The sequence below is a fragment of the Actinoallomurus iriomotensis genome, assembly GCF_030269445.1.
Classification (GTDB): domain Bacteria; phylum Actinomycetota; class Actinomycetes; order Streptosporangiales; family Streptosporangiaceae; genus Actinoallomurus; species Actinoallomurus iriomotensis.
Genome location: NZ_BSTJ01000004.1, coordinates 419229 through 445498 on the forward strand (window position 1 = coordinate 419229; position 26270 = coordinate 445498).

Annotated in this window: 25 protein-coding genes; 6 read left to right on the forward strand and 19 right to left on the reverse strand. The window is 71.8% G+C overall.

Annotated elements, in window-relative coordinates:
- Positions 1-321: 321 nt before the first annotated feature.
- Positions 322-951 carry a TetR/AcrR family transcriptional regulator gene (locus tag QSK37_RS19275; RefSeq protein WP_285622859.1) on the forward strand — a complete coding sequence of 210 codons (630 nt, stop codon included), beginning with the start codon at positions 322-324 and terminating at the stop codon, positions 949-951.
- 24 nt (positions 952-975) lie between these two features.
- On the opposite strand, the gene paaE is transcribed toward QSK37_RS19275, so the two are convergent.
- The 6 genes from paaE to QSK37_RS19305 form a co-directional block, all read right to left on the reverse strand.
- Positions 976-2067 carry a 1,2-phenylacetyl-CoA epoxidase subunit PaaE gene (gene paaE, locus QSK37_RS19280; protein WP_285622862.1) on the reverse strand — a complete coding sequence of 364 codons (1092 nt, stop codon included), beginning with the start codon at positions 2065-2067 and terminating at the stop codon, positions 976-978.
- 205 nt (positions 2068-2272) lie between these two features.
- Positions 2273-2782 (reverse strand): 1,2-phenylacetyl-CoA epoxidase subunit PaaD, encoded by a 510-nt coding sequence (gene paaD, locus QSK37_RS19285; RefSeq protein WP_285622865.1) that lies wholly within the window; start codon positions 2780-2782, stop codon positions 2273-2275.
- Positions 2779-3696, reverse strand: coding sequence for a 1,2-phenylacetyl-CoA epoxidase subunit PaaC (gene paaC, locus QSK37_RS19290; protein WP_285572054.1), 918 nt, complete (start codon positions 3694-3696; stop codon positions 2779-2781). The genes paaD and paaC overlap by 4 nt, the downstream gene beginning before the upstream one ends.
- Positions 3697-3706: 10 nt before the next feature.
- A complete protein-coding gene (paaB, locus tag QSK37_RS19295) occupies positions 3707-4000 on the reverse strand; it encodes a 1,2-phenylacetyl-CoA epoxidase subunit PaaB (protein WP_285622867.1) in 294 nt (97 codons plus the stop codon).
- Complete coding sequence (gene paaA, locus QSK37_RS19300) at positions 3997-4959, reverse strand: 1,2-phenylacetyl-CoA epoxidase subunit PaaA (protein WP_285572061.1); 963 nt, start codon at positions 4957-4959, stop codon at positions 3997-3999. Before paaA ends, paaB begins: the two co-directional genes overlap by 4 nt.
- Positions 4960-5083: 124 nt before the next feature.
- Positions 5084-6640 (reverse strand): GMC family oxidoreductase, encoded by a 1557-nt coding sequence (locus QSK37_RS19305; RefSeq protein WP_285622870.1) that lies wholly within the window; start codon positions 6638-6640, stop codon positions 5084-5086.
- Positions 6641-6776: 136 nt separating this feature from the next.
- On the opposite strand from QSK37_RS19305, the gene QSK37_RS19310 reads away from it, so the two are divergent.
- A complete protein-coding gene (locus QSK37_RS19310) occupies positions 6777-7259 on the forward strand; it encodes a GbsR/MarR family transcriptional regulator (RefSeq protein ID WP_285622872.1) in 483 nt (160 codons plus the stop codon).
- Between the two features lie 7 nt (positions 7260-7266).
- Here the strand turns inward: QSK37_RS19310 and QSK37_RS19315 are convergent, their stop codons facing one another.
- Positions 7267-7746 (reverse strand): Lrp/AsnC family transcriptional regulator, encoded by a 480-nt coding sequence (locus tag QSK37_RS19315; protein WP_285572068.1) that lies wholly within the window; start codon positions 7744-7746, stop codon positions 7267-7269.
- Positions 7747-7896: 150 nt separating this feature from the next.
- Here QSK37_RS19315 and pdhA point away from each other — a divergent pair, with 150 nt between their 5' ends.
- The 3 genes from pdhA to QSK37_RS19330 are packed head-to-tail and all read left to right on the forward strand — an operon-like array spanning position 7897 to position 11346.
- On the forward strand, positions 7897-9000 hold the full coding sequence (gene pdhA, locus QSK37_RS19320; protein ID WP_285622875.1) for a pyruvate dehydrogenase (acetyl-transferring) E1 component subunit alpha: 1104 nt from the start codon (positions 7897-7899) through the stop codon (positions 8998-9000).
- Between the two features lies 1 nt (position 9001).
- Entirely contained in the window at positions 9002-10018 is a 1017-nt protein-coding gene (locus QSK37_RS19325) for an alpha-ketoacid dehydrogenase subunit beta (protein ID WP_285622878.1), read from the forward strand.
- The gene (locus QSK37_RS19330) at positions 10015-11346 is read left to right on the forward strand and encodes a dihydrolipoamide acetyltransferase family protein (protein ID WP_285622881.1); all 1332 of its coding nucleotides are present in this window, start codon (positions 10015-10017) and stop codon (positions 11344-11346) included. Before QSK37_RS19325 ends, QSK37_RS19330 begins: the two co-directional genes overlap by 4 nt.
- Positions 11347-11450: 104 nt before the next feature.
- Here the strand turns inward: QSK37_RS19330 and QSK37_RS19335 are convergent, their stop codons facing one another.
- From QSK37_RS19335 to QSK37_RS19375, 9 genes are read right to left on the reverse strand one after another with little or no spacing between them, the layout of a single operon-like run.
- Complete coding sequence (locus QSK37_RS19335) at positions 11451-12476, reverse strand: ABC transporter ATP-binding protein (RefSeq protein WP_285622882.1); 1026 nt, start codon at positions 12474-12476, stop codon at positions 11451-11453.
- Positions 12473-13519: an ABC transporter ATP-binding protein gene (locus QSK37_RS19340; protein WP_285622884.1), complete on the reverse strand. Its 1047-nt coding sequence runs from the start codon at positions 13517-13519 to the stop codon at positions 12473-12475. Before QSK37_RS19340 ends, QSK37_RS19335 begins: the two co-directional genes overlap by 4 nt.
- A gap of 16 nt (positions 13520-13535) precedes the next feature.
- The gene (locus QSK37_RS19345) at positions 13536-14420 is read right to left on the reverse strand and encodes an ABC transporter permease (protein WP_285622886.1); all 885 of its coding nucleotides are present in this window, start codon (positions 14418-14420) and stop codon (positions 13536-13538) included.
- Positions 14417-15343, reverse strand: a complete 927-nt coding sequence (locus tag QSK37_RS19350; RefSeq protein ID WP_285622889.1) for an ABC transporter permease — start codon at positions 15341-15343, stop codon at positions 14417-14419. Before QSK37_RS19350 ends, QSK37_RS19345 begins: the two co-directional genes overlap by 4 nt.
- Complete coding sequence (locus QSK37_RS19355) at positions 15343-16428, reverse strand: LacI family DNA-binding transcriptional regulator (RefSeq protein WP_285622892.1); 1086 nt, start codon at positions 16426-16428, stop codon at positions 15343-15345. The genes QSK37_RS19350 and QSK37_RS19355 overlap by 1 nt, the downstream gene beginning before the upstream one ends.
- A gap of 19 nt (positions 16429-16447) precedes the next feature.
- Positions 16448-17995: an ABC transporter substrate-binding protein gene (locus QSK37_RS19360; protein WP_285622895.1), complete on the reverse strand. Its 1548-nt coding sequence runs from the start codon at positions 17993-17995 to the stop codon at positions 16448-16450.
- 13 nt (positions 17996-18008) lie between these two features.
- On the reverse strand, positions 18009-18380 hold the full coding sequence (locus QSK37_RS19365) for a hypothetical protein (protein ID WP_285622897.1): 372 nt from the start codon (positions 18378-18380) through the stop codon (positions 18009-18011).
- 11 nt (positions 18381-18391) lie between these two features.
- On the reverse strand, positions 18392-19327 hold the full coding sequence (locus QSK37_RS19370; RefSeq protein ID WP_285622900.1) for a DUF6772 family protein: 936 nt from the start codon (positions 19325-19327) through the stop codon (positions 18392-18394).
- Entirely contained in the window at positions 19324-20430 is a 1107-nt protein-coding gene (locus tag QSK37_RS19375) for an exonuclease/endonuclease/phosphatase family protein (protein ID WP_285572100.1), read from the reverse strand. Before QSK37_RS19375 ends, QSK37_RS19370 begins: the two co-directional genes overlap by 4 nt.
- A gap of 288 nt (positions 20431-20718) precedes the next feature.
- On the opposite strand from QSK37_RS19375, the gene QSK37_RS19380 reads away from it, so the two are divergent.
- Positions 20719-21375 (forward strand): hypothetical protein, encoded by a 657-nt coding sequence (locus QSK37_RS19380; protein ID WP_285622902.1) that lies wholly within the window; start codon positions 20719-20721, stop codon positions 21373-21375.
- A 42-nt stretch (positions 21376-21417) separates the two neighbouring features.
- Here QSK37_RS19380 and QSK37_RS19385 read toward each other — a convergent pair whose 3' ends face one another.
- From QSK37_RS19385 to QSK37_RS19395, 3 genes are all read right to left on the reverse strand, one after another.
- Complete coding sequence (locus tag QSK37_RS19385) at positions 21418-23412, reverse strand: serine/threonine-protein kinase (RefSeq protein ID WP_285622904.1); 1995 nt, start codon at positions 23410-23412, stop codon at positions 21418-21420.
- Between the two features lie 227 nt (positions 23413-23639).
- Positions 23640-24569, reverse strand: coding sequence for a sugar phosphate isomerase/epimerase family protein (locus tag QSK37_RS19390; RefSeq protein ID WP_285622906.1), 930 nt, complete (start codon positions 24567-24569; stop codon positions 23640-23642).
- 25 nt (positions 24570-24594) lie between these two features.
- Positions 24595-26211 carry an OmpL47-type beta-barrel domain-containing protein gene (locus QSK37_RS19395; RefSeq protein WP_285622908.1) on the reverse strand — a complete coding sequence of 539 codons (1617 nt, stop codon included), beginning with the start codon at positions 26209-26211 and terminating at the stop codon, positions 24595-24597.
- Between the last annotated feature and the right edge of the window lie 59 nt (positions 26212-26270).

Below are 26270 nucleotides of genomic sequence, written 5' to 3' on the forward strand. Positions count from 1 at the left end.
CGACCGCAGGTCAGGCAGGTCGAGTCCGAACAACCTGAGCACCTCATAGGCGAACAGCTGGCAGTTGGCCCCATCAGCGAGCCCAGGTCTGTCGGCCACCAGCGGCGACCCCGGAAAGCGATCACCAACATACCGAGTGGCCCACAGACCATCCGGCAACTTCTCCAGCACGGTCCCCTCCGGCTCATCGGCACTCGATCGGGCCGCCCAACCGACAACCGCAGCCCTGCCCCGTCATGGGAACGACCGTGACCACGAGCCGGTCGTGCACCAAGCCGTTAGCCTGCGGCGGGGCTTTCCGGGCGACCTTATGCTGCATCTGTGACGTCAACGGGGCCCGCCGCACCGACTCCGCGCCGTCGGCGTGGCCGTCCGGGCTATGACCAGCCGGCGATCCTGCGCGCCGCGGTGGAGCTGTTCAACCGCAAGGGGTACGACGCGACGAGCGTGGGCGACCTGGCCAGGGAGCTGGGGCTGACCAAGCCGGCGATCTACCATCACGTCACGAGCAAGGAACAGCTGCTCGGCCAGGCGCTGGACGACGCTCTCGACGAGCTCACCGCCGCCGTCACCGAGGCCTCCCGCGAGCGGGCCGGGACGACCGCCTACGAGCGGCTGCGCGCGATGGTGCGGCGCAGTGTCGAGGTCCTCGTCGCGCACCAGCCGTCCGTCACGCTCCTCCTGCGCGTGCGGGGCAACAGCGAGGTCGAGCTGGCCGCCCTCGAACGCCGGCGCTGGCTCGACGACCGCCTCGCCGCGCTCGTCGCGGACGCGGTCGCGGAGGGCGCCCTGCGCGACGACGTGCCGCCGAAGCTGGTGAGCCGGCTGCTGTTCGGCATGGTCAACTCGCTGGTCGAGTGGTACCGCGCGGACGGGGCGTACGATCCGGCGACGGTCGCGGACGCGATCATCACCATCGCCTTCGACGGTCTCGCCCGGTACGAACCCTGACCGGCCGTCCGGCGGGACACCGGCTCAGGCGTCGTAGTCGACGGTCACCCGGTCCCCGACCGGGAACGTCTGGCAGGTGAGAACGAATCCGGCGTCCACCTCGGCCGGTTCGAGGGCGTAGTTGCGGCGCATGTCGACCTTTCCCCCGCGGACGACGGCACGGCAGGTCCCGCAGACGCCGCCCTTGCAGGCGAACGGCAGGTCGGCGCGCGTGGCCTGGGCGCCCTCGAGGATCGTCGTCTCCCGTGAGACGGTCGCGGTGGTGCGCAGACCGTCCAGCACCGTCGTGAGCTCGGTCGTGGCGCCGGGGGCGATGCCGTGCTCCTCCCGCCTCGGCCGGGGCGGGGGTTCGTCGACGTAGAAGAGTTCGACGTGCACGCGGTCGGCGGGCACGCCGAGGTCGGCGAGCACGGGACGCGCGTCCTGGATCATCTCCAGGGGACCGCAGAGCCAGACGTGGTCGAACACCTCGACCGGGACCAGACCGGTGAGGACGCGGCGGAGCCGGTCGCCGTCGAGCCGGCCGGAGAACAGTTCGACGTCGCGGGGCTCGCGGGAGAGCACGTGGGCGATCTGGAGGCGGGGGCCGTACCTGTTCTTCAGGTCGCCGAGCTCCTCGGTGAACATCACGGTGCGGCTCGTCCGGTTGCCGTACAGCAGTGAGACATGGGCGGCGGGATGGGTGAGCACGGTCGAGGCGACCGACAGCAGGGGGGTGATGCCCGATCCGGCGGCGACGCACAGGTGCCGTTCGCCCAGGGCGGGGTCGGCGTGCCACGAACCGGTCGGGGGCTGCACCTCGATCCGGGTGCCGGGCGCCACCTCGCGTACGAGCCAGGAGGAGAAGAGCCCGCCGGGGACCTCGCGGACGCCGATCCGCGGCGCGGCGCCGGCCGGCGCGCAGATGGAGTACGACCGGCGGTGCTCCCGTCCGTCGACGACGCGGCGCAGCGTGAGCGACTGCCCCGCGCGGAAGGCGTACGTCTCGCGCAGCTCGTCGGGTACGGCGAAGGTGATCGCCGCCGCGTCCTCGCACAGCCGGTCCACCGCCGCGACGGTCAGCGGGTGGAAGACCGCGCGCCGGGCCGGCACCGCGCTGGGCGCGAGCGTGGTCATGAGTCCTCCTTCGTCGGAGGATGTGGCCACCGGGACGCGCCTTCGATTCCCTCGCTTCGCTCGCTCATGAATCCTCCTTCGTGGGAGGACGTGACCACCGGGACGCGCCTTCGATTCCCCCGCTTCGCTCGCTCATGAGCCCTCCTTCGTCGGAGGACGTGACCACCGGGACGCGCCTTCGATTCCCTCGCTTCGCTCGGTCATGTCAGATCTCCTTGACGTGCTCGAACGGTTCGAGGCAGTCGGTGCAGCGGTAGAGGGCCTTGCAGGCGGTGGCGCCGAACTCCGACGTCAGCCGGGTGGCCGCCGAGCCGCAGCGCGGGCAGGGCGGGGCGGGCCGGGGCGGGCCGAGCGTGAGCATCACCGGCCCGGCCGGGTGGGCGGCGGGACCGGGCGGCGACAGCCCGGCCTCCCGCAGCGCGGCGCGGCCGCGCTCGGAGATCCAGTCGCTGGACCAGGGCGGGTCGAGGACGACCCGCACCTCGACGCGGGCGAACCCGGCGTCGTTCAGCCGGTGCACGAGGTCGTCGCGCATGGTCGCCATGGCCGGGCAGCCGGTGTAGGTGGGGGTGATCGAGACGATGACGGCCTCGCCGTCGTCGTCCGGCCGCACCTCGACGCCGCGCAGCACGCCGAGGTCGGCGAGCGTGAGCATCGGCATCTCCGGGTCGCGTACCTGCCCGGCGACCTCGATGGCGCGGTCGCGGCCGCTCACCAGCGCCCGCTCGGGTGTGCGCGCGCGACCACCTGCATCTCGGCGAGCAGCCGGCTGAGGGCCTCGGTGTGCGTGCCGTGACGGCCGGTCCGCCCGCCGACTCCGGCGAGCGGCGCGCGGTCCGGGCGGTCGACGCCGCTCACGGCGAACACCTGGTCGAGGACGGCGTCCACCTCGTCGCGGGTGGACGCGGGGTCGACGCCGACGCCCGCCCGCGCGAGGGAGCGTTCGAGGGGGTGCGTGGCGACGAGCTCGTCCTGGAGGGGCCACAAAGCGTCGAGGGCAGCGACGAGCCGGCGGTGCGACTCGTCGGTGCCCCGCGCGAGGGTGAGGAACCAGCGGCCCGCCCAGTCGCGGTGGTAGGCGACCTCCTTGACGCCCTTGGCCGCCACCGCGGCCAGCACCTTGTCGGCGCTCCCGCGGAGCCGTTCGAGCAGCGCGAGCCGGGCCGCCGAGAACAGCAGCAGGCGCACGACGACGTGCGCGAAGTCGCCGTTCGCCACTTCGGCGAGGCGTACGTTGCGGAACGCCTCCGCCTCGCGGAAGAAGGCGAGCGCGTCCTCCGCGGGCACCGGCGAGCCGTCGGGCAGGGCGGGTACGACGCCGGGGTCCGCGGCGGCCGCCCGCGCGAGCAGCAGGCGGGCCTGGCCGAGGAGGTCGAGGGCCATGTTCGCCAGCGCGATGTCCTCTTCGAGGTCGGGCGCGCGGCTGCACCATTCCGACAGGCGCTGCGACATGATCAGGGCGTCGTCGCCGAGCATCAGGCAGTAGCCGGCGAGCTCGCCGTGGTCGACGCCGTCGGGCACCGTCGTGTCGACGCCCGCCAGCGGGTCCTCGAAGTCGGTGCCGAAGGCCCACTGGGAGGAGTCCCCGCCGATCAGGCCGTCGAAGATGCTCCCACTTTCGTCGCTCATGGGTCTTCTCTCACATGTGCGGGACGTCGCCGGGAATCTCATAGAACGTCGGGTGACGGTAGACCTTGTCGCCGTTCGGCGCGAATAGCGGGTCCTTCTCGTCCGGGCTGGACGCCGTGATCGCGTCGGCCCGTACGACCCAGATGCTCACGCCCTCGTTGCGCCGGGTGTAGACGTCGCGCGCGTGCCGCAGGGCCATCGCGTCGTCCGGGGCGTGCAGCGATCCGACGTGCACGTGGTTGAGCCCGCGCTTGCCGCGGACGAACACCTCGTACAGCGGCCACTCCCGCCGGTCGCCGCTCATCGCGCACCCGCCCCGGCGGACCGCTCCGCGAACGCCGTCGCCGCCTCGCGCACCCAGGCGCCGTCCTCGTGGGCCGCCCGGCGGTGGGCCAGCCGCTGCGCGTTGCACGGCCCGTTTCCGGCGATGACCGCGGCGAGCTCCTCCCAGTCGGGCTCGCCGAAGTCGTGGTGACCGCGCTCCTCGTTCCAGCGCAGGTCGGGGTCGGGTAGCGTCACCCCGAGCGCCTCCGCCTGGGGAACCGTCATGTCGACGAACTTCTGACGCAGCTCGTCGTTGGAGTTGCGCTTGACGCCCCAGGCCATCGACCGCGCGCTGTTGGGCGACTGCGCGTCCGGCGGGCCGAACATCATCAGGCTCGGCCACCAGAACCGGTCGACCGACTCCTGGACCATGGCCCGCTGCGCGTCGGTGCCGCGCATCATCGTCATGAGCAGCTCATAGCCCTGCCGCTGGTGGAAGGACTCCTCCTTGCAGATGCGGATCATGGCCCGGCCGTACGGACCGTACGAGGTGCGGCACAGCGGCACCTGGTTGCAGATCGCGGCGCCGTCGACGAGCCAGCCGATCGTGCCGACGTCGGCGTAGGACAGCGTCGGGTAGTTGAAGATCGAGGAGTACTTCTGCCGGCCGGCCAGGAGCAGGTCGGTCAGCTCGGCGCGGGAGACGCCGAGGGTCTCGCACGCCGAGTAGAGGTACAGGCCGTGCCCCGCTTCGTCCTGTACCTTCGCCAGGAGGATCGCCTTGCGGCGCAACGACGGGGCGCGTCCGATCCAGTTGCCCTCGGGCTGCATGCCGATGATCTCGGAGTGCGCGTGCTGGGCGATCTGGCGCACGAGCGTCCTGCGGTAGGCGTCCGGCATCCAGTCGCGGGGCTCGATGCGGTCGTGGCGCGCGATGGTCGCGTCGAACCCGGCCCGCAGCCGCTCCTCCGGGTCCCGCTCCGTGGGAGTCGTGGTCATCTTCCCTCCCGAGGCAATTACTTATCGCTCGGTCAGTAATAAGGTCGCACGGACCGGGCCGTCCGCGCAACCACTGATGGAGACCAGAAAAGCAGGACGGGACGGGTGGAGGAGCCGGGACGGCTCAGCCGAGCCGGTCGGCCATGAGCTCGCCGACCATGATCGAGGCCAGGTTGGTGTTGGCCCGCGGGACGGACGGGAAGACCGACGCGTCGACGACGCGCAGGCCGTCGACGCCGAGGACGCGGCACGACGGGTCGACCACCGCCGAGGCGTCATCAGGCGCGCCCATCCGGCACGTGCTGGTGCCATGCTGGGCGTCCACCACGGTGGCGAGCAGGTGGTCGTCGAGCCCGGCGTCGTCGTCCAGCACCGCGAACAGGCGGCTGTTCCGTGCCTCGATCGAGCCCTCGACGATCGGGGCGAACTCGGCGCCGCGGGCCAGCTCGACCAGGGCGCGGACCCCTTCGCGCAACCGCTCGCGGTCACGGGCGTCCGACAGCATCCGCTCCCGTACCTCGGGCTGGGCCTCGGGGTCGGCGGACGTCAGCGTCAGCACGCCGCGCGAGTGGTTGTGGTTCAGCCACACGCCCAGGCCGCCGGCGGGCCACCGCGTGTCGGCGGCCTGCATGGACAGCACGTTCTGGTTCATCGAGACGAACATCAGGTCGTACGGCACGGCCCCGCTGGTGTAGCGGACGCAGACGTTGGTATGCCGGTCGTCCGCCGTCCGGATGGCCGCCTCCTCGGTCAGCGGCAGGTCGACGACGACCATCGGGTGGTCCTGCATGCCGAGGCCGACCGGGAGGTCCTGCCGCACCGTGATGCCGAGCCGCCGCAGGGCGTCCGCCGGGCCCACGCCCGACCGCATCAGGATCGCCGGAGAGTGGATCACTCCCGCGCTGAGCACCACCTCGTCCGCGTACTCGGTCACCGCCGTCCCGGCCACGACGACCCGGACGCCGACGGCGCGGTCACCGGCGAACACGACCCGGTCGACCAGGGCGTCGCCGCGGATGGTGAGGCCGGGCCGGGATCGGGACGGTTCGAGGTAGGCGTCGTTGACCGAGACCCTGCGCCCGGAGCGCGAGTTGATCGGGTACGGCGAGACCCCGCTCGCCCGGGGCGCGTTCACGTCCGGCGCCCAGGGGTGGCCCGCCGCCAGCGCGGCGGCGCCCAGGGCGGCGTCCACCGTCCCCCATCGCTCCCGCGGCGTCCGGAAGATCGGAGTCGGCCCGCCCCGTCCGTGGTACGGCTCGTCGCCGAACTCCTCGTCGTCCTCCAGCTTCACGAAGTAGGGCAGCACGTCCTCGGCCGACCAGCCGGCGCAGCCGGCCGCGGCCCAGTCGTCGAAGTCCTCCATCGGCGGGCGGATCGCGATCTGCCCGTTGATCGACGAACTGCCGCCCGCACCCCGGCCGCGCCAGTACGGGGCCGGGGCCTGCCCGTCGGTCCGCGAAGAGTCGACGCCCGCCCACACCAGGTGTTCCCCGGCGCCGGGGTCGAGCAGCGCGCGGGCCGGGTTCGGCGACCGCCACACCTCCGGCATCTCCGCCGACCGGTAGTCGGGCCCGGCCTCCAGGAGCAGGACGCGCCTCCCTCGCTCGGCCGAACGGGCGGCGAGCGTCGCGCCGGCGGAGCCCGCGCCGACGACGATGACGTCCCAGCTCGTGTCCGTCATGGCGAGCCTCCTGCGTCCGGCCGGGGAATGCGGCTGCGGAGACCTCCGAACCGCCGTTGGCGGTAGACTCTGCCTCCAGGGGAAAGTTCAGTCAAGAGTGAAAGTTCATTTTTTGCTGAGCGATTGGAGCCCGATCGTGCCCAGCCCGGCCGGCGACCACGATCCCGGTGACGTGAACGCACTGATCGACGACTTCGGCCTGCACATCGGCCGCGCGATGGGCTGGCCCCCGATGGCCGGGCGCACCGCGGGCGTCCTGATGCTCAGCGAGACGCCGATGACGATGGCGGAGCTGCGGCGCGCGCTCGACGCGAGCAAGGGCTCGATGTCGGAGACGACACGCCTGCTGATGGTGAGCGGGACCGTACGGCGGTTCAAGGAACCGGGTTCGCGGCAGTACGTGTACGAGTGGCGCGACGACGCCTGGACCGGCTGCCTCCAGCACCAGCTGGAGCAGACGACCGAGCTGCTGACCCTGGCCGAGAACGCGCGGGCGCGCGGGGCGGGCCTGCCCGGCCGCCAGCGCGGCCGCATCCGGGAGATGCACGAGTATTACACGTTCATGGTGCGGCGCCTCGAAGCGCTCCTCGGGGAGTACGAGGCGTCGCGGGACGGGTGACCCTCGCTCACCTCGCCTCCTTCCCCCAGTCCGCGCCCCGGCCGCGGGCCTCGTCGAACACCAGCCACGTACGGGTGGCGCGGACACCGGGGACGTCCTGGATGCGTTCGAGCACCACGTGCCGGAGCGCCGCGTTGTCCGGCGCCCGGACCAGGACCAGCACGTCGTAGTCACCGCCGACCATGGCGAAGTGCTCGACGTAGGGGATGTCCTGGAGCCCGGCCGACACCGCGCGCCAGGCGTTCTGCTCGATGGTGACCGAGACGTACGCGCTGGTGCCCAGGCCCGCCTTCTGCGGCGCGAGCTCGATCGTGAAACCGGTGATCACCCCCTCGTCCGTCAGCCGGGAGAGCCGCGCGTAGGCGTTGGCCCGGGAGATGTGGACCTGCTCGGCGAGGGCCCGCACCGAGATCCGGCCGTCGTTCAGCAACGCGGCGATGATCGCGCGGTCCACCTCGTCCAGCGGACCGGCAGAACGTCCGGCCAAGCCCCCGCCAACGCCCTCTTCGGACGACATTCGGTCCACCTCAAGCCCGCTTGAGACCTATTTGTCGCTAATTGTGCCCGATGTCTTGAACGGATGATGCCCGAAGCGGACGCTGCTCCTGTCAAACGTCCAGAGAAAGGGAGCGTCGCCATGTCCGTGACACATCGCCAAGTGGTCGACGACCTTCTTCCTTCACCCGTCCCGGTGCGGTTCGTCGCCGAGGACGGCACGGCCGTCGAACCGCCCGCCGGCTACCCGGCGCCGGAGGACGAGCAGCTGCGGGAGGCGTACCGCCGCATGGTGCTCGGCCGCCGCTTCGACCGTCAGGCGACCGCGCTGACCAAGCAGGGCCGGCTCGCCGTCTACCCGTCGAGCCGCGGCCAGGAGGCCTGCCAGATCGCCGGTGTGCTCGTGCTGCGCCAGAACGACTGGCTGTTCCCGACCTACCGCGACTCGATGGCCCTGATCGCCCGCGGCATCGACCCCGTCGAGGCCCTCACGCTCCTGCGGGGCGACTGGCACTGCGGGTACGACCCCGCGGCCACGCATGTCGCGCCCCAGTGCACGCCGCTGGCCACCCACACCCTCCACGCGGTGGGCCTGGCCGAGGCGCTGCGCCGCAAGGGCGAGGACGGCGTCGTGATGGCCTTCATCGGGGACGGCGGCACCAGCGAGGGCGACTTCCACGAGGCGCTCAACTACGCCGCGGTCCTCCGCTCCCCCGTCGTGTTCCTCGTGCAGAACAACCAGTACGCGATCTCGGTGCCGCTGGCCCGGCAGACCGCCGCCCCCGCGCTCGCGTACAAGGGGATCGGCTACGGCGTCCGGTCCGAGCAGGTGGACGGCAACGACCTCGTCGCGACGCTGTCCGTCCTGACCGCGGCGGTGCGCCACGCGCGGGCCGGAGACGGCCCGTTCCTGGTCGAGGCGCACACGTACCGCATGGACCCGCACACCAACGCCGACGACGCCGGCCGCTACCGCGATCCGGAGGAGGTCGCCCGGTGGGAGGCGGCCGATCCCCTCGCCCGGCTGGAGACGTACCTGCGCGACCGGGGCCTGCTCGACGCGGAGAGCGTCGCCTCGGCGCACGAGGCCGCCGAGGAGTTCGCCTCACGGGTCCGGGAGCGGATGAACGCCGACACGCGGACCGACCCGTACGAGCTGTTCGACCACGTCTTCGCCGAGCCCACCCCCCAGCTGCGCGAGCAGCGGGCCTCGCTCACGGCCGAACTCACCTCACCGGAGGACTGACATGGCCGCGATGACGATGGCGCAGGCGCTGAACACCGCGCTGCGGGACGCGCTGGACGCGGACGAGCGCGTGCTCGTCTTCGGCGAGGACGTCGGCCCGCTCGGCGGGGTCTTCCGCATCACCGACGGGCTGACCAAGGAGTTCGGCGAAGAACGGTGCTTCGACACCCCGCTCGCCGAGGCGGGCATCGTGGGCCTGGCCGTGGGCATGGCGATGGGCGGTTTCCGCCCCGTGGTGGAGATGCAGTTCGACGCCTTCGCCTACCCGGCCTTCGAGCAGATCGCCTCGCACGTGGCCAAGACGCGCAACCGCACCCGCGGCCGGCTGTCGCTGCCGATCGTGATCCGCATCCCGTACGCGGGCGGCATCGGCGGCGTCGAGCACCACTGCGACTCCAGCGAGGCCTACTACGCCCACACGCCGGGCCTGAAGGTGGTCACGCCCGCGACTCCGGACGACGCGTACTGGCTGCTGCGCGACGCCATCGCCGACCCCGATCCGGTGATCTTCATGGAGCCCAAGCGGCTGTACTGGTCCAAGGGTGAGACCGACCCAGCCGACCGCCGCGCCGCGGGGTTCGGGCGGGCGGCGGTACGGCGCGAGGGGCGCGACGCGACGCTGGTCGCCTACGGGCCCGGCGTCCCGGTGGCGCTCCAGGCGGCCGAGGCCGCGGCCCGGGACGGCGTCGACCTGGAGGTGGTGGACCTGCGCACGCTCGTCCCGTTCGACGACGAGACCGTCGTGTCCTCGGTGCGCGGGACGGGCCGCTGCGTGGTGGTCCAGGAGGCCCAGGGGTTCGCCGGAGTGGGCGCGGAGGTCGCGGCGCGCGTACAGGAACGCTGCTTCCACTCGCTGGCCGCCCCCGTGCTGCGGGTCACGGGCTTCGACATCCCCTATCCGCCGCCGAAACTGGAGCACGCGTACCTGCCGGACGCCGACCGGATCCTCGACGCGGTGGACCGGCTGCAGTTCGACGACGAACCCGACGTCCTCCACCTGGACCGGGAGGCGTCATGACGACCGTCCTCACGCGGCAGGTGTTCCGCCTGCCCGACCTCGGCGAGGGCCTGACCGAGGCCGAGATCCTCGAGTGGAAGGTCGCCGTCGGCGACCCGGTCGAGGTCGACCAGGTCGTGGTGGAGGTGGAGACCGCCAAGGCGGCCGTGGAGGTGCCGGTCCCCTACGCCGGGACCGTACGGCGACTGCACGCGGAGCCGGGCACCGTGCTGGCGGTGGGCGAACCCCTCATCGAGATCGGCCCCGCCGCCGGCGAGCCGGCCGACGCCGCGGGCGGGGATCCGGGCACGCACCCCGACGCCGCCCGCTACCGGGAGGAGGAACAGGCCGGCTCCGGCAACGTCCTGATCGGCTACGGCACGGGCCATACGGCCGGGACGCGCGGGCGGCGCCGCGGCTCCCGGTTCGCCGGCCGGAAGACCGCCGAGGCCGCGCCGCCGGCGCCCGCCCCCGAACCGCCGCGCGCGCTTCGTGTGATCTCCCCGCTCGTCCGCAGGATGGCCCGCGAACACGGACTGGACCTCGCCGCCGTCCGGCCCACCGGACCGCACGGCGTGATCCTCCGCCGCGACGTCGAACAGGCCATCGCCCAGGGCGCGCCCGAGGAGCCCGCCGCCGCGCCGGTGAGGGCGCTGAGGGCCGAGCGCATCCCGCTGCGCGGCCTGCGCCGGGCCGTGGCCGACAAGCTGAGCCGCAGCCGCCGGGAGATCCCGGACGCCACGACCTGGGTGGACGTCGACGCGACCGGGCTGCTCGACGCGAAGAACGCGCTCGCGCGGGTCCGCCCCGACCTCGGCATCGGGCTGCTCGCCCTGCTGGCCCGCATCTGCGTGGACGGCCTGACGCGGTTCCCCGAGCTGAACTCCTCGGTCGACACCGACCGCGCCGAGATCGTCCGGCACGGGCACGTCAACCTCGGTTTCGCCGCGCAGACCGACCGGGGCCTCGTCGTGCCCGTGGTCCACGACGCGCACCTGATGACGACCGCGCGGCTCGCCGCGGAGCTGACCCGCCTCACCGGCCTGGCACGCTCGGGGAGGCTGCCACCATCGGCGCTGACCGGAGGGACGTTCACGCTCAACAACTACGGCGTCTTCGGCGTGGACGGATCCACCCCGATCATCAACCATCCGGAAGCGGCGATCCTCGGCGTCGGCCGCATCATCGACCGGTCCTGGGTGGTCGACGGCACGGTCACGGCGCGCAAGGTCGCACAGCTGTCCCTCACCTTCGACCACCGGGTCTGCGACGGGGGCACCGCCGGGGGCTTCCTGCGGTACGTGGCCGACTGCGTGGAGAACCCGGCGATCCTGCTCGCCCACACGTAACCTCCCACCCGCCCACGAATCGCCGCGGCGGCGGGCGACAATTGGTCGGCCCGGCACCTCCCGCCGCTCGGCGGTGGGGTGCCGGGCCTCGGCCGTGCTCGTGGTCAGCTTCCGGTGGCGGGGTTCTCGCCGGCGAAGTGGCATGCCGCCGCGTGGTCGGCGTCGCCGCGGACCCGCAACTCGGGTACGTCGGCGGCGCAGACGTCGGCCGCGATCGGGCACCGGGTCCGGAACCGGCACCCCGACGGCGGCGCCGCCGGTGACGGGACCTCGCCGGTCAGCGCGGACTCGTTCGTACCGCCCGGACGGTCGTGGATCGACGGGGCCGCCGACAGCAACGCCCGGGTGTAGGGGTGCCGCGGGTTCTGGAAGACCTGTGCGGCGGTGCCGTGCTCGACGATGGTGCCGAGGTACATCACCGCCACCTCGTCCGCGATGTGGCGCACCACGTCGAGGTCGTGCGAGATGAACAGGTAGGCGACTCCCAGCTCCTGCTGCAGGTCCATGAGGAGGTTGAGGACCTGCGCGCGTACCGACACGTCGAGGGCGGAGACCGCCTCGTCGCACACGATCAGCTTCGGCCGCAGGGCCAGGGCTCGCGCGATGCTCACCCGCTGGCACTGTCCTCCCGACAGCTCGTGCAACCGGCGTCCGGCGTAGGAGGAGTCCAGTTCGACGAGGGAGAGCAGGCGGTCGACCTCGGCCGCGTGCTCGCCGGCGGGGAGCACGCCCCGGTGCACGTGCCAGCCCTCGGCGATGACGTCGGCGACGCGCATCCGCGGATTCAGGGAGGTGTACGGGTCCTGGAAGACCATCTGCAGGTCGCGGGCGACCCGGTGCCGCTCACGCCGTCCCGCCGCGGACAGGTCGACGTCCCCGAAGGAGATCGACCCGGCGAACGGGTCCAGCAGGCCCACGACCGACCGGGCCAGAGTCGACTTGCCGCAGCCGGACTCGCCCACCACGCAGAGGGTCTGGCCCGCATGGACCGTCAGGTCGACGCCGGCGACCGCGTCGACGCGGCGCCGGCCGAACCCGGACCGGCCGCGGGTGGCGTATCCGGCACGCAGGCCGCGGATCCGCAGCAGTGCGGTGCCGGCCTCGGGAACGCTTGCCTGTGCGGTGTTCACGAACGCGCCTCCGGCTCCGTGCCGAGAATCCGGGCACTGTGGTGACATGCTGCGACGTGGCCGGTGGAGGTGCCACGGCCGGGTACGGGAAGCGTCGCCGGGTCGTCGGTCCGGCACACCTCGGTGGCGAAGCGGCAGCGTGGCGCGAAGGCGCAACCCGCCGGCAGGTGGCCGGGAGCCGGCGGTTGACCCTCGATGGGGACGAGCCGGCCGGGGCGGCCGGGGTCGGGCATCGCGTCGAGCAGCCCGCGCGTATAGGGATGCGCCGGGGTGGTGTAGACCTCGTCGAGGGTGCCGGCCTCGACGATCCGCCCGGCGTACATCACCGCCACGTGCTGCGCGACGCGGGCCACCACTCCCAGATCGTGCGAGACGAGCAGCATCGCCATCCGCGCCTCGGCCTGCCGGGTCGTGAGCAGGCGCAGGATCTGCGCCTGCACCGTCACGTCGAGGGCCGTGGTGGGTTCGTCGGCGAGCAGCACCTCCGGTTCGAGGGCCAGCGCCATGGCGATCATCGCGCGCTGGCGCATCCCTCCGGAGAACTCGTGCGGGTAGGAGTGGTACTTGTGCTCGGCGTCGGGAATCCCGACGGTCCGCATGAGCTCGATCGTCCGGGCCCTCGCGGTCCGGTGCGAGACGCCCTGGTGACGCCGGAACGTCTCGGCCACCTGCCACCCGACCGTGAACGACGGGTTCAGGGCGGCCATCGGGTCCTGGAAGACCATCGCGATCTTCGGCCCGCGCAGGCGGCGCCACTGCGCGTCGGTGAAACCGGCCGTGTCCTGCCCGTCGATCTCGACCGACCCGGCGCTGACACGCGCGCCGCCGGGCAGCAGGCCCATGAGGGCGAGTGTCGTCAGGGACTTTCCGCTGCCGGACTCCCCGACCAGGGCGGTGACCCGGCCCGGTACGAGGTCGAGTTCGACGCCCCGGACGACCGGGCGTTCCCTCCCCGGGGCGCCGAAGCCGATGTGGACTCCGCGCAGCCGCGCGACCGGGGTCGCCTCGGTGGCCCCGGCGACCTCCTCAACGGTGGAAGACATCGGTCGCTCCTCTCATTCAGATCTGGGACCGGGGGTCGGACAGGTCACGGAATCCGTCGCCGACCACGCCGACCGCGGTGACGACGAGCGCGAGGGCGGCGGCCGGCACCGTGGAGATCCACCACGCCGACCCCAGGTAGTCCCGCCCGATCGAGACCGTCGCGCCCCAGGAGGCCGTGTCGACCGGTACGCCGAGACCGAGGAAGCTCAGCGACGCCTCGGCGACCATCACCAGGCCGACCTGGACCGTCGCCGCGACGAGCAGCGGCTGCCAGCAGGACGGCAGCACGTGCCGGACGAGGATGCGGAGGTGCCCGCAGCCGAGGACGCGGGCGGAGTCGACGTACTCCAGCCGTCGCGTCGACATGGCCGACGCGCGGACGATGCGGGCGAAGATGACCCAGCGGGTGATCGCCAGGGTGATGACGATGTTGGTGATGCTCGGGCCGAGGACTCCGGCGAGCAGGATCGCGAGCAGGATCGAGGGGAAGGCGAGTTGCACGTCGCCGACGCGCGAGAGGACGGTGTCCAGCGGGCCGCCGAAGTAGCCGGAGACCAGGCCGACGACGAGACCCACGGCGCCACCGACGACGACGGTCGCGCCGGCGACGAGAAGCGTGATCCGGGCCCCCGCGAGCAGGTTGGCGAACAGGTCGCGGCCCACCTGGTCGGTGCCGAGCCAGGCGATCGATCCCGTGGCGGTACGGCCGCCGGGCGCGAGGAGCCGGTCGGCCAGATGCGTCGCCACCGGATCGTACGGCCACAGCAGCGGGCCGACGAGCGCGGCGAGGACGAACAACGCCAGCACCCCGGCGCCCACCCACACGCGTACAGGGACGCGCCGACCGCCGGTCTTGGCGCGTGCTGCGGCTCCTTCAGCCGGCACGGTAATGGCTGTCATGCGTTCTCCGGGGTGAGGCGCGGGTCGAGGGCGAAGTAGACGACGTCCACGAGCAGGTTCAGGGCGATGTAGGACACCGTCATCGTGAGGACCGCGGCCTCGACGACGGCGTAGTCGCGGTTCGTGATCGCGTCCACCATCAGCGACCCGATGCCGGGCCAGGAGAAGACGACCTCGATGATGACCGCGTTGGCGATGAAGTTGCCCATCAGGAGGCCGAGCACGGTGACGACCGGGACCGCGATGTTCCGGCCCACGTGCACGTACTGGACCAGGCCCTCCGGCACGCCCTTGGCGCGGGCCGTACGCACGTAGTCCTTCGCGCCCTCCTCCAGCGCGCCGTTGCGCACCAGGCGGGCGAGCCAGCCGATGAACGGCAGCGCGAGGGTGAAGGCCGGCAGCAGGACCCCGGCCAACGACCCGTCCGCGGTCGCGGGCAGCCATCCCAGCTCGCGGGCGAACAGCAGGATCAGGACGATGCCGAGCCAGAACGACGGAACGGCCTGCCCGACCAGCGACCCGGTGGACACCAGCAGGTCCAGCACCTTGCCGGGCCGGCGTGCGCACAGCATCCCGAGCGGGAAGCCGAGCAGGATGGTCAGCACGAGCGCGACCAGCGACAGCGTGAGAGTGGCGGGGAAGCGTTCGAGCGTGTCGCCGAGCGCTGAACCGCCGAGGCGCCACGAGTCGCCGAGGTCGCCGTGCAGGACTCCCCCGAGATGCTCCAGGTACTGCCGCCACAGCGGATGGTCGAGGCCGAAGTCCGACCGTACGTGCTTGAGCTGGTCGGCCGAGGCGTCCGGGCCGAGGATGAGCTTCGCGGGGTCTCCGGGCACGACACGGACGATGATGAAGACCAGCGTCAATGCTCCCCAGGCCACGATCACGGCCTGTCCGAGCCGCTTCGCGACGAACGCTCCCATCAGTGCTCACCTCCGGCGGTCCCGGGCACGGATGCGCGCACGACGAGCTCGGGAGGCAGCAGCGTGTGCGTCGGGCCGGTCACGGCGCCGTCGGGTCCACCGGATCCCGCGGCGGTCTCGACGTGTTCGAGCAGCCGGTCGATGCCGGCCCGCCCCACCTCGGGCGCGGGCAGCCGCACCGTGGTCAGCGCCGGGTCGAGGTAGGCCGAGAAGGGATGGTCGCCGTGCCCGATGACGCCGACGTCCACGCCCACCCGCAGGCCCTGTTCGGAGAAGGCGCGGCACAGACCCAGGGCGTGGTAGTCGTTGCCGGCGAGCACGACCGCGCCGGGTCCGGCCCTCCGGGCGAGGTCGGCGCCGAGCCCGTACGCGGGGCCGGGGTCGAACGGTATCGACACGGAGACGTCCTCCGGTGAGTCCACGCGGACGACCGCGTCGTCGGGGGCGCCGAGCCCGTGGGCGGCGAGCGTGTCGCGGAACCCGCGGATACGCTCGGCGACCGGCGAGATGTCCAGGTCCTCTTCGACCAGGTACAGCTCGGTGGCGCCGGTGCTCAGCGCGTGCTCGGTCGCCGCGCGGGCGCCGGCGTAGTAGTCGACGCCGACCAGGTCGACGTCGAGGCCGGGCAGGTCACGGTTGAGCAGGACGAGGGGGACGCCGGACTTGCGCAGGCGTTCCCAGTGCTCGGCGCCGTGCTGGACCGGGATGGCCAGCACTCCGTCGACGCCCCACCGCATCAGCTCCTCCGCGGCGCGGCGCTCGTTGTCGACCGAGTCCTCGGTGACCATCAGCATGAGCGAGTAGCCGCGGGTGCGCCCGCGCTCCTCGATCGCGGAGATGAGGCGGGCGTAGAACGGGTTGGACGGGTTCGTGATGACCAGCCCGAGGGTCATCGCGTTCTGCAGGACGAGCGAGCGGGCCATCGTGTTGGGCACGTAACCGAGGCGTTCGGCCTCGGCCTTGACGCGTCTGCGCGTCTCCACGCCGACCGCGTCCTTGTCGGCGAGCGCCCGCGAGACGGTGTTGACCGACAGGTCGAGCGACTCGGCGATGTCACGCAGCGTCGTACGGCGTCGTGGGCTCATCGGATCCTCCGGCACGGTGTCATCGGCGCCTCACCGCCGCGAGGTCGGGCTGGTTGTTCGGAGCAGGCGTGAAGCCGGTGAGCCGGCTCGAACGCCCATACCCGGTGACGAGGGTGAGCGGGAACAGTCCGACGGCGTCGGACCAGATGATCTTGCACGCCTCACCGTAGAGGCCGTCGCGCTCCGAGCCGGACGGTGCCGCCGCGGCGCGCGCCAGGAGCTGGTCGAGGGCCGGGTTCTTGTAGCCCATCCGGTGGGCCTTGGAGGTGTACAGGCGGCCGACGGTGAACGCGGCGTCACCCGTGGTCACCGTGTTCGTCTGGAGGTTCATGTCCCAGTCGAGGCTGTTCAGGCGTTCGAGCCACTGCGCCTTCTCGATGCTCTGCGGGCGGACCGTGACCCCGATGTCGGCCCACGAGGAGATCATCGCCTCGGCGAGCTCGCGGGAGAGCGGGCCGGTGGCGTCGAACCACATCATCGAGGTGGTGAAACCACGACCGAGCCCGGCCGCGGCGAGCAGGCGCTTCGCGGCGGCCGGGTCGTAGGTCCAGGGCTCCTGCGCGGCGTACCCGGCGACCGTCGCCGGGATCGGCGCGCGCATCTGCTGTCCGCCGCGGCCGAACAGCCGGTCCACGATCTGCGGCAGGTTGACGGCCTGGCACATGGCCCGCCGCACGTTGGCGTCGGTGAACGGCGCGCGCGAGCAGTTGAACCAGTTGAGGTAGTACGTCCACGAGGGGACGGGCTCGACGGTGACGCCCTTCACCCCGGTGACCTCCGGCAGCTGGTCCGGTGGGATCGGCCACAGCAGGTCGATGTCCCCGGTGCGCAGGGCGGTGATCGCCGATGAGGTCTCGGCGATGTACGGCATCGAGATCCCGGGCAGGTCGGACCGGCCGCCCCAGTAGTCGTCGAAGCGCGCCAGCTCCACCGAGGTCGACGGCGTGAACCCGGTGACGCGGAACGGCCCCGACCCGATCGGACGGCGCTTCTGCTCCGGATCGGCGACCCGGGCGGCCGGGACGACGAAGAGCAGGGTGAGGTTGACCGGAAGCGAACCGAGCGGGCCGTCGGTGGTGAAGACCACCGTGTGGTCGTCCCGTGCCTCGGCCTTGGTGACCGACGCCCACAACGGCGTCTGCGCGGAGGCGACCGCCCGCGTCCGCTTCAGGCAGGCCGCGACGTCGGCCGCGGTGACGGGCGTCCCGTCGTGGAACCGGGCGCCGCGCCGCAGCGTGAACACCCAGGTCGTGTCGTTCGTCCGCTCCCAGCCGCTCGCCAGCCCCGGGACCAGCCGGTCGCCCTGGCGCCGCACGAGCGTGTCGAACACCAGGCGCTTGACGATCAGCGACGCCTCGTCGACCGCCGTCGCGGCGTTGTACGGATCCAGGTCGGTGACCGGCTGGCCGAACGCGGCGCGCAGCGCACCCTTGGGAGCGCCGCCGCCACCGCCTCCGAATCCGCAGCCGGACACGAGCACGCTCGCGGATCCGAGCCCGGCCATGGCGAGGAAGTCCCGTCGCCCCATGTGCGTGCCGCCGGCGCCCGGCCTGCCTGTCGTCCTCATGCCGCCGCCCCGGTCATGCCTTCAGCGCCAGGTAGATGAGGACCTTGAGCCGCGCGGACTCGTCCGGCGCGGGGTCGGCCGCCTCGTCGACGACGGTGCCGCGCAGCCTGAGCCAGCCGCCGAACCCGGTCGCCGGCCAGCTGTGCACGGGGCCGTCGGCGGGCGAGATGCTCTGGTCGGTCTCGTCCAGGTCGCACCAGTGCAGGCCGTCCGGCGAGATCTGCGTGCGCGCGACGAGGCGGGGGCGACGCCCGGCGGCGTCGAGTACGCGGACGAACCAGCGGGCCTCACCGGCCCAGGCGGCCTCGTAGGGCTCGGTGGTGAACTCGCCGGTCAGCGTCGTGTTGCGCTCGATGACGGCGGTGAGTGACTGTCGCATGTTCATCGGGGCCTTTCTCACCAGTCCACCGAGATCAGTACCGAGTCGAGGTACAGGAAGTTCCGGACATCGGTGTGCGTGCGGACGGAGACGTAGAAGTTGAGCAGGTTCTGCAGCGACCCGTAGTGCTCGTCGTACGGCGGGACCGGGACGTCGGACATGTCGTGGACGACGTCGTTGAGCTGGAGCTCGACGTTCTTACGGGTGCTGGTGTCGATCACCCAGCGCAGGTAGTGCCAGTTGACCTTGGTGGGGACCTCGTTGAAGCACATCTCCTGCGGCTCGCCGAACGGCTTCCAGTCCTCCGGGTTCGGAGCGGTGAAGTCCGCCGTCCGCGGCAGCTTGACCTTGCCTTCGAAGTGCTCGCGCGGCGTCGGCTCGGGGACGGTGGGATACACCCACTGGTGCCGCACCTGATGATCCAGGTCGGTGTTCAGGTACCGCGCCACGGTGTGGTACCGGACGCCGTCGCAGATGTCGGTCGCGACGGTGAACGCGCCGAACTGCTGTTCCGACGGGTGGTTGTTCGCGTCCCACCGTCCGCCGCCGGCCGCGGTCGCGGCGCCGTTCTCGGCCGAGGCCGCCTCGGCCTTGTACGCCAGGTACGTCTCGAACTGGACCCGGCCGCGGCCCGACATGGTGAGCCGGCGGATCGCGACGCCGGTGTGCCCGGCGACGGGGCGGGTGGCGACCTTCAGCGCGTACGTGCCCGACATGGCGCCGTGGGTGCCGACGTCGAAGAAGCTGCAGGAGCTGAGCTGCGGTGGGCGGAAGTCGGACATGTGCTCATCGACGGTGTCGAGGTCACCGTGCTCATCGTGGTTGCCGATCAGCTCGACCCACCCGTGGGTGCCGTCGTTGAAGTCGTCGTGCACGAGGATCCGGCGCAGTGGGTTGAACTTGGCCAGCTTCGGGTCGAGCAGACGCGGATCGACGTGCGGCGTGGTCGTCAACGGGACGTTCCTTTCAGGCGGAGGTTCGCGTAGGAGAGGTTGTGGTCGGAACGGAGCAGCTCCGCCGGCGCTCCGGACGTCTCGGTCGTCTGCGGAACCAGCACCCAGTCGCGGACCGGGGTGCCCTTCCGGACGAAGATGTGGTCGATCTTCTCCCCGGCGGGAAGCGGGATCTTCCCGCCGTTGAAGGAGGCGTACTCGTCGCCGACGCGGCGGGCGGCGACGGCGTGCGCGTCGACGAAGCCGACGTCGGAGAAGGCGTCGACCGCGCTCGCGCCGTCCGCGGTCGAACCGGAGTTCATGTCCCCGGCGAACACGATCGGCAGGTCCCTGGTCTGGGGGTTGTGGAGGGTGAGCTCCTCGGCGGTCCTCCGCGCGTCGCCGTACCGGACCTGGTCCCAGTTCTTGGTCCAGCCGTTGGGATCGGTCGCGCCGTTCTTGCGGTACTCCAGGTGCATGTCGACCACGACGAAGCGGACGCCGCTCGCCCGCTCACGCAGGACGTTCCAGGTCATGGTCTTGCCGTAGATCTCGGTCGAGTCGGGCAGCCAGAACAGGTCGTGGGGCAGCGCGCGTCCGTGCTCGTCGAGGTGGGAGTAGCGCGAGGCGTCGTAGTAGGTGAACCGGCCGGCGCCGGACTTGAGCGGGTAGCCGTACCAGGGGTGGCGGGCGTTCGCGTAGTCGGCGGGCGCCTCGGCGTACCCGTGCTTCGCGAGCGCCGCGGTCAGCGGGGCGCGGTAGGACTCGACGTCGACGCCGGCCTGCGTCGGCGTCGGGTTGTTGCCGATCTCCTGGGTCGCGACGACCCCCAGCCCGGCCGCGTCGATGTCCTCGGCCACCGCAGCCGCCCGGCCGTCGGCCCAGGGCTTGAGCTTGGTCGCGCAGTCACGGCCGATGACCCGCTCGCAATCCTCCTTGGTCGGCAGACAGCCGTGGCCGCAGACGTTGTAGCTGCCCACCCTGACGTCGATGGATCGCGCCCGGCCGTTGTCCTTACCCGCCCCGGCGGCCATGGCCGCGGATGCGTTCGCCAGCACGAGTAGGGCCGCGGCAGCGGGAACCGCGGCCTTCGTCCACCTGCGGGAGAACCGTTTCTCTGGCATCGCGCGTCCTTACATTAACGTTCACGTGATCGTTGAGGTGATACAGTAGCCCCGATTTCAGGGATGTCAATGGTGTGTTACGCGAAAATTGCACGCTTCAGGGCCCGGGAACCGCCGTTCCAAGCGTGCGGAATCTGCGGGCCGCCGAACACTCCGCTGAGCCGGCCCGCGCCGGACGGGCACTCGGACCGACCGCCGGCGGAGGCCCGGACGCTCTATGATCCCCGATGGCGAACGACGTTCGGACAAACGCCACTGGGGCGCCGGCCCGTCGGGGAGGGAAGACGCATGACGCGCGGGCGTTTCCGCATCGTCCTTGCCGGGGCAGTGGCGATCGTGACCGCAGGGTGCGCGACCACCGGCTCCGGCGGGGAGGTGTCGCCGAGCCGGACGTCCATCGGCTCATCCGCGCCGATCGCCCCGTCGCCGTCTCCGACATTCCGGCCGGGCGAGATCCGATCGGTTCCGGACCCCCGCACGCTGTTCAGCCCGGCTCTGCGCAAGGCGTTGCGGTTCGACGAGTACGACGGGTCGGAGTGCAAGCAGGACAAGGGCGATGCCGAACGCGCCGAGTACATCGATGTCTGGAGTTGTGACCTGTTCACCCCGCGTGGGCGGGAGGCGGACGCCGACCTGCTGGCCGTGTACACCGAATTCCATCACCCGATTCCTCACGAGGACGCGACCACGTTCGCGACCAGCGACTTCGCCGTGACCCGTGAGAACTCCGGTCCGGAGTGGTCTCCGGTCGCGCTGGGCGATGAGGCCCTCCAGGCACCGGCGTCCGTGGGTGCCGGCCGCATCCGGCTGCGGGTCCGCAACGTCACGCTGGAGGTCAGCGCGTACACGGGCGACTGGAAGCGGCGGTCTTCGACGGAGGAGGATCGCCGCGCCCGGCGAGCCGCCACGGATCTGGTCCGGTCGCTCACCGGGCTCGCACGGTAAGAGCCGGGGCCACGGTGGCGACCGGGAGGGGATCGGTGACGGTCAGCGGGGACGTATCCCGTACACCGTTCGGGCGTCCGGGTCGCCGCCGCACACGACGGTGACCACGTCGCCGGTGACGGCGACCTGCTCGGCCCCGGCGGCGCGGTAGCTCCACAGCAGACGCCCGGTCCGCGCCTCCAGAGCGTAGATCATGTCGTCGTAGAAGCCGTTGAGGTAGACGACGCCGTTGACGGGTCCCCACACGCCGCGAAAGTCCCTCCCCTCGAACTTCCAGCGCTGGGCTCCGGTGGCAGTGTCCAGGGCCCGCAGTACGTTGTGGCTTCCGTCGATGACGTAGAGGGTCGCCTGGTCGACCGTGGGAGCGGCGGTGCCCTGCCCGACCGCGGACTTCCAGCGGACGGCGCCGGTCATGGCATCGAGGGCGTACAGAGGTGTGCCGTCACCGCCGCCGACGTACACGGTGTCGGCGGTGGCGATCGGCCGGCCGAGCAGGCGGCCGGCCGTGAACCGCCATCGTTCCTCGCCGGTGGTGACATCGAGGGCGTACACCCGCTCGGGTCTGACGCGGCGGGAGTCGATGCTGTCGCAGAAGGCCACCACGGTGGAGGACATGCTCAGCGCGCCGGTGTAAGCGGTCGCGGGGGCGCGACGGGTCCACCGTTTCATACCGCTGGCCGGATCCAGGCAGGAAAGCGTCGGCGTGAGGCGCGCCTCTCCCCCGAGCCAGGCGACCAGCGCCCGGTCGGACACGGCGAACTCGTCAAGGACCACCTTGGCCGACCAGAGCTGCCGGCCGTCGCTCGGATCGATCGCGAACAACTGGACTCCGCAGGCGTACACCGTGGCCGGGAGTGCGCCGATGGAGGAGATGATCCCCACGGTGGGGCCCGTCCAGGACCAGCGCTGGACCCCGGTCACCGGGTCCAGCGCGGCCAGCACATTGTGTTCCGAACCCTGGATGGTCAGGACCGCGTTCGTCGTGACGGCACTCTCGTTGATGGTGGGCGCGTGCCACAGCGTCTTCGGCGGATTGACTGGGCGTGCACCGGCCGACTTCGCGCTCTTCGCCTTCGAATCGGTCAGCAGCGAGGGGGCGTAGATCGCAGCGGCCACGGCGACGGCGGCCGCGCCGCCGACGGCGAGGACGCGGCGGCGATTGTGCGCCCCCGCGACGGGGAGGGTCGCGGTCCTCGTGCAGGCGACCGTGTGCGCGACGGCGGTCGGGGCGACCATGGCGGGGGGCGTGACCGTGGCCAGGAGCTGGGGAACGGTCGGCCGGGCCGCAGGCCGCTTGTCCAGGCACGCGGCGACCAGCGGCAGCAGGGAGGCCGGCACTCCGGTCAGGTCGGGGGCGTTGTGGACGATGCGGTACAGCAGCACCGGAGTCGCGCCGGCCCCGAACGGGGACCGGCCGGTCGCCGCGTACGCCAGCACCGCCCCGACGGAGAAGACGTCGCTCGGCGTCTCCACCGCCTCGCCGTTGATCTGCTCCGGTGACATGTAGCCCGGTGATCCGATCGTCACCCCGGTTCGGGTCAGCGCGCTGGCCTCTGCCGCCCGCGCGATGCCGAAGTCGATGACCCGCGGGCCGCCATCGGCCAGCAGGATGTTCGAGGGCTTCAGGTCCCGGTGGACCAGCCCGGCGGCGTGGATCGCGCCGAGCGCGTACGCCAGGCCCGCGGCCAGCCGCCGCAGGTCCTCCTCGCCCATCGGCCCGCGGTCGATGACGTGATCGACCAACGACGGACCGGGGATGTAGGCGGTGGCGAGCCAGGGTGACTCGGCGTCCGGATCCGCGTCGAGGACCGCCGCGGTGTAACGGCCGTCGACCGCACGGGCCGCCTCGATCTCCCGGGCGAACCGGCGGCGGAAGTCTCGCTCCTCGGCCAGCTCCGGCCGGACGACCTTGATCGCCGCCTGCCTCCCGTCGCCGGTGCGACCGAGATAGACCCGCCCCATTCCGCCGGCCCCCAGACGGCCCAGCAGCTCGTACGGCCCGATCCGCGCAGGATCCCCCGGCGTGAGCGACTCCACCACATCTCCCTAGACACCGGGCCATCTACTCCAAGCGGACCTTCCAGGCCACCTTAACGATCACGGTGGGCCACCGCGGGGAGGTCGAAGACACCGAGGCGGGCGTGTGGCGCGGTGAGCCGGGAGACCCCCGCGTGCCGTGCACCCGCACCACCCGGCGGAGCGGTCCCGCGCGATCTCGCCTACGGCCGGACCGGCGGGACGTGCTCCGCTGGGATGACGCGGGGTCAGAGCTTGAGCGTGGCCAGGTAGTCGTGCATGTGCGCTGCCCGGGAGTCGGTCAGTGGGTTGCTCTGGTCGTCGTTCTCGATGATGAACTCCCGCATGCCGAGCCGGGTCGCCCCGCTCAGGATCGTCTTGTAGTCGACGATGCCCGTGCCGAGGTCGGCGAGGCTGCCGTCCGGGTGCAGATCCTTGACGTGGGCCAGGAGCATCCGTCCCTTGTTCGCGGCCATGAGGTCGAGGTTGTCCTGGGCGCTGAGGCCGGCGGCGCTCGACCAGCCCATGTCGAGCTCCATGTGGAGCAGATGGGGGTCGGAGCTGTCGAGCAGGATCTGGTAGAACGTCCGGCCGTCCGGGCCGTGGCCCTGGAACTCGCCGGTGTGGTTGTGGTAGCCGAGCTTCATCCCGGCGGCGCGGATCTTCTCCCCCGCCCGGTTGAAGGCGGGGCCGGCCTGGGCGAAGCCATCGGCGGTGTCGGGCACGCCGCCCGGGCACACGATGTACTTCTGGCCGAGGATCCGCGCCATCTCGATGAGCTGCTTCAGCCGGTTCTCGTCGGTGAACTCGCTGTAGCTGTGGTGGCTGGAGATCGCCACCAGGTGGTACTTGTCGAGCATCGCGCGGATCGCCGGGGCGTGGGCCGGGTCGGTGCCGCCCGGCAGCCCGGCGAACTCGACCTTGCGGTAGCCGGCTCTGGACAGGGCGCGCAGGACGGCCTCCGGCTGGGCCATGAACGCGTCGCGTACGGAGTAGAGCTGAAGACCGATCTTGTCGTTCGGGATGTGCCTGCCATGACCTCGGGAACCGGCCGTGTCGGCGAAGGCGCTCGGCGCGAGGCCGCCCACCGCTCCGATCGCGGTGACGCCCGCCGCGGTGGCGGCCACTCCCCTGAGGAACCTCCGCCGGTCGAACGTCACGCGCTCGTTACCACACATGGGCAATCGCTCCTTCTGTTCGGTACTACGAACCGCTCTTGACGACCCGGAACTTCGCCGTGCCGACGTCGGAGGTGTTTCCTGCCTTGTCCGTGGCGCGGAACCGCACCGTGTGCGCGCCGGGCTGGCCGACCGCGAACGGCTTGGTGTACGCCGTGAACGGCTGGCCGTCGAGCGCGTACTCCACCGTGGCCACCCCGGAGTCGTCGTCGCTCGCCGAGATCGTCACCGTGGCCGAGCCGACGTAGTTCCAGGCCCAGTCCTGGTCACCGGTGGCCTGCACCGAGACCTGCGGTGGGGTGGTGTCGCCGCTCGGCGGCGCGGCCACGGTGAACGACACCGAACCCTCCGGCGAGGTGTTGCCCGCCTTGTCCGTCGCCCGGTACTTCACCGTGTGCGCACCGGCCTCGTTCACCGAGACCGGAGCCGAGTACGCGGCGTACGGCGCACCGTCCAGCGCGTACTCCACCGTCGCCACCCCGGACTCGGTGTCACTCGCCGACACCGTCACCGTGGCCGACCCCACATAGTTCCCGTCCGCGTCCTTGTCCCCCGACACCGACGCCGACACCTCCGGGGGCGTCGTGTCCTTCCCCGGAGGTGTCGCCACCGTGAACGACACCGAGCCCGCGGACGAGGTGTTCCCCGCCTTGTCCGTCGCGCGGAACTGGACCGTGTGCGCGCCCGGCTGGTCGACCACCACCGGGTTCGCGTAGGCGGTGAACGGCTGGCCGTCGAGCGCGTACTCCACCATCGCCACCCCGGACTCGGTGTCACTCGCCACGACCGTGACGGTGGCCGAGCCCGCGTAGGTACCGTCCGCGTTCTTGTCTCCCGACACGGTCGCCGACACCTGGGGCGGGGTGGTGTCGCCGCTCGGCGGCGGAGCCACGGTGAACGACACCGAACCCTCCGGCGAGGTGTTGCCCGCCTTGTCCGTCGCCCGGTACTTCACCGTGTGCGCACCGGCGTCGCTCACCGAGACCGGAGCCGAGTACGCGGCGTACGGCGCACCGTCCAGCGCGTACTCCACCGTCGCCACCCCGGACTCGGTGTCACTCGCCGACACCGTCACCGTGGCCGACCCCACATAGTTCCCGTCCGCGTCCTTGTCCCCCGACACCGACGCCGACACCTGCGGCGGCGTCGTGTCGGTGCCACCGCCGGCGGTGACCACGAGCTCGCCGCTCATCTGGTGGCCCGGCATGGCGCAGTAGTAGCGGTACTTGCCGGGAGTGAGGTTCGCCTGGACCTCGTGATGGCCGCCGTTGGCGTCGTACGGGCTGGAGATGATGTTGAGGTTGACGTCGTGGTTGTAGCCGGCGGTGGCGGTGTCGAAGGTCAGGGTGTGCGTCATCCCGGTGGTGTTGCCGCTGGCCGCGCTGTTGTCGAAGACGATCGTCACGGGGCCGGCGGTCGCCGTGGACGGCGCGGACTTGTAGGCGGTCATGCTGTCGTCGGCGGTCCAGGTGAGCACCTGGTCCGCCGCGGCGTGGAGCTTGTGGTCGTACGCGCCCGCCGCCGCACTCGGCGCCAGCCACAGGGCCGAGATCATCGCGCTCAGTATCGCCACGGCCACCGCGGCCAGGGCGCGGGGCGTTCTCCGCCGGGCCGGCAGGGTGGGAAGGGGTCTGGGTCTCATCTGTCGCTCTGCCTCTCACAATCAGCGAGGTGGGCCGCCGGAGCGGCGCCGGGACGCGG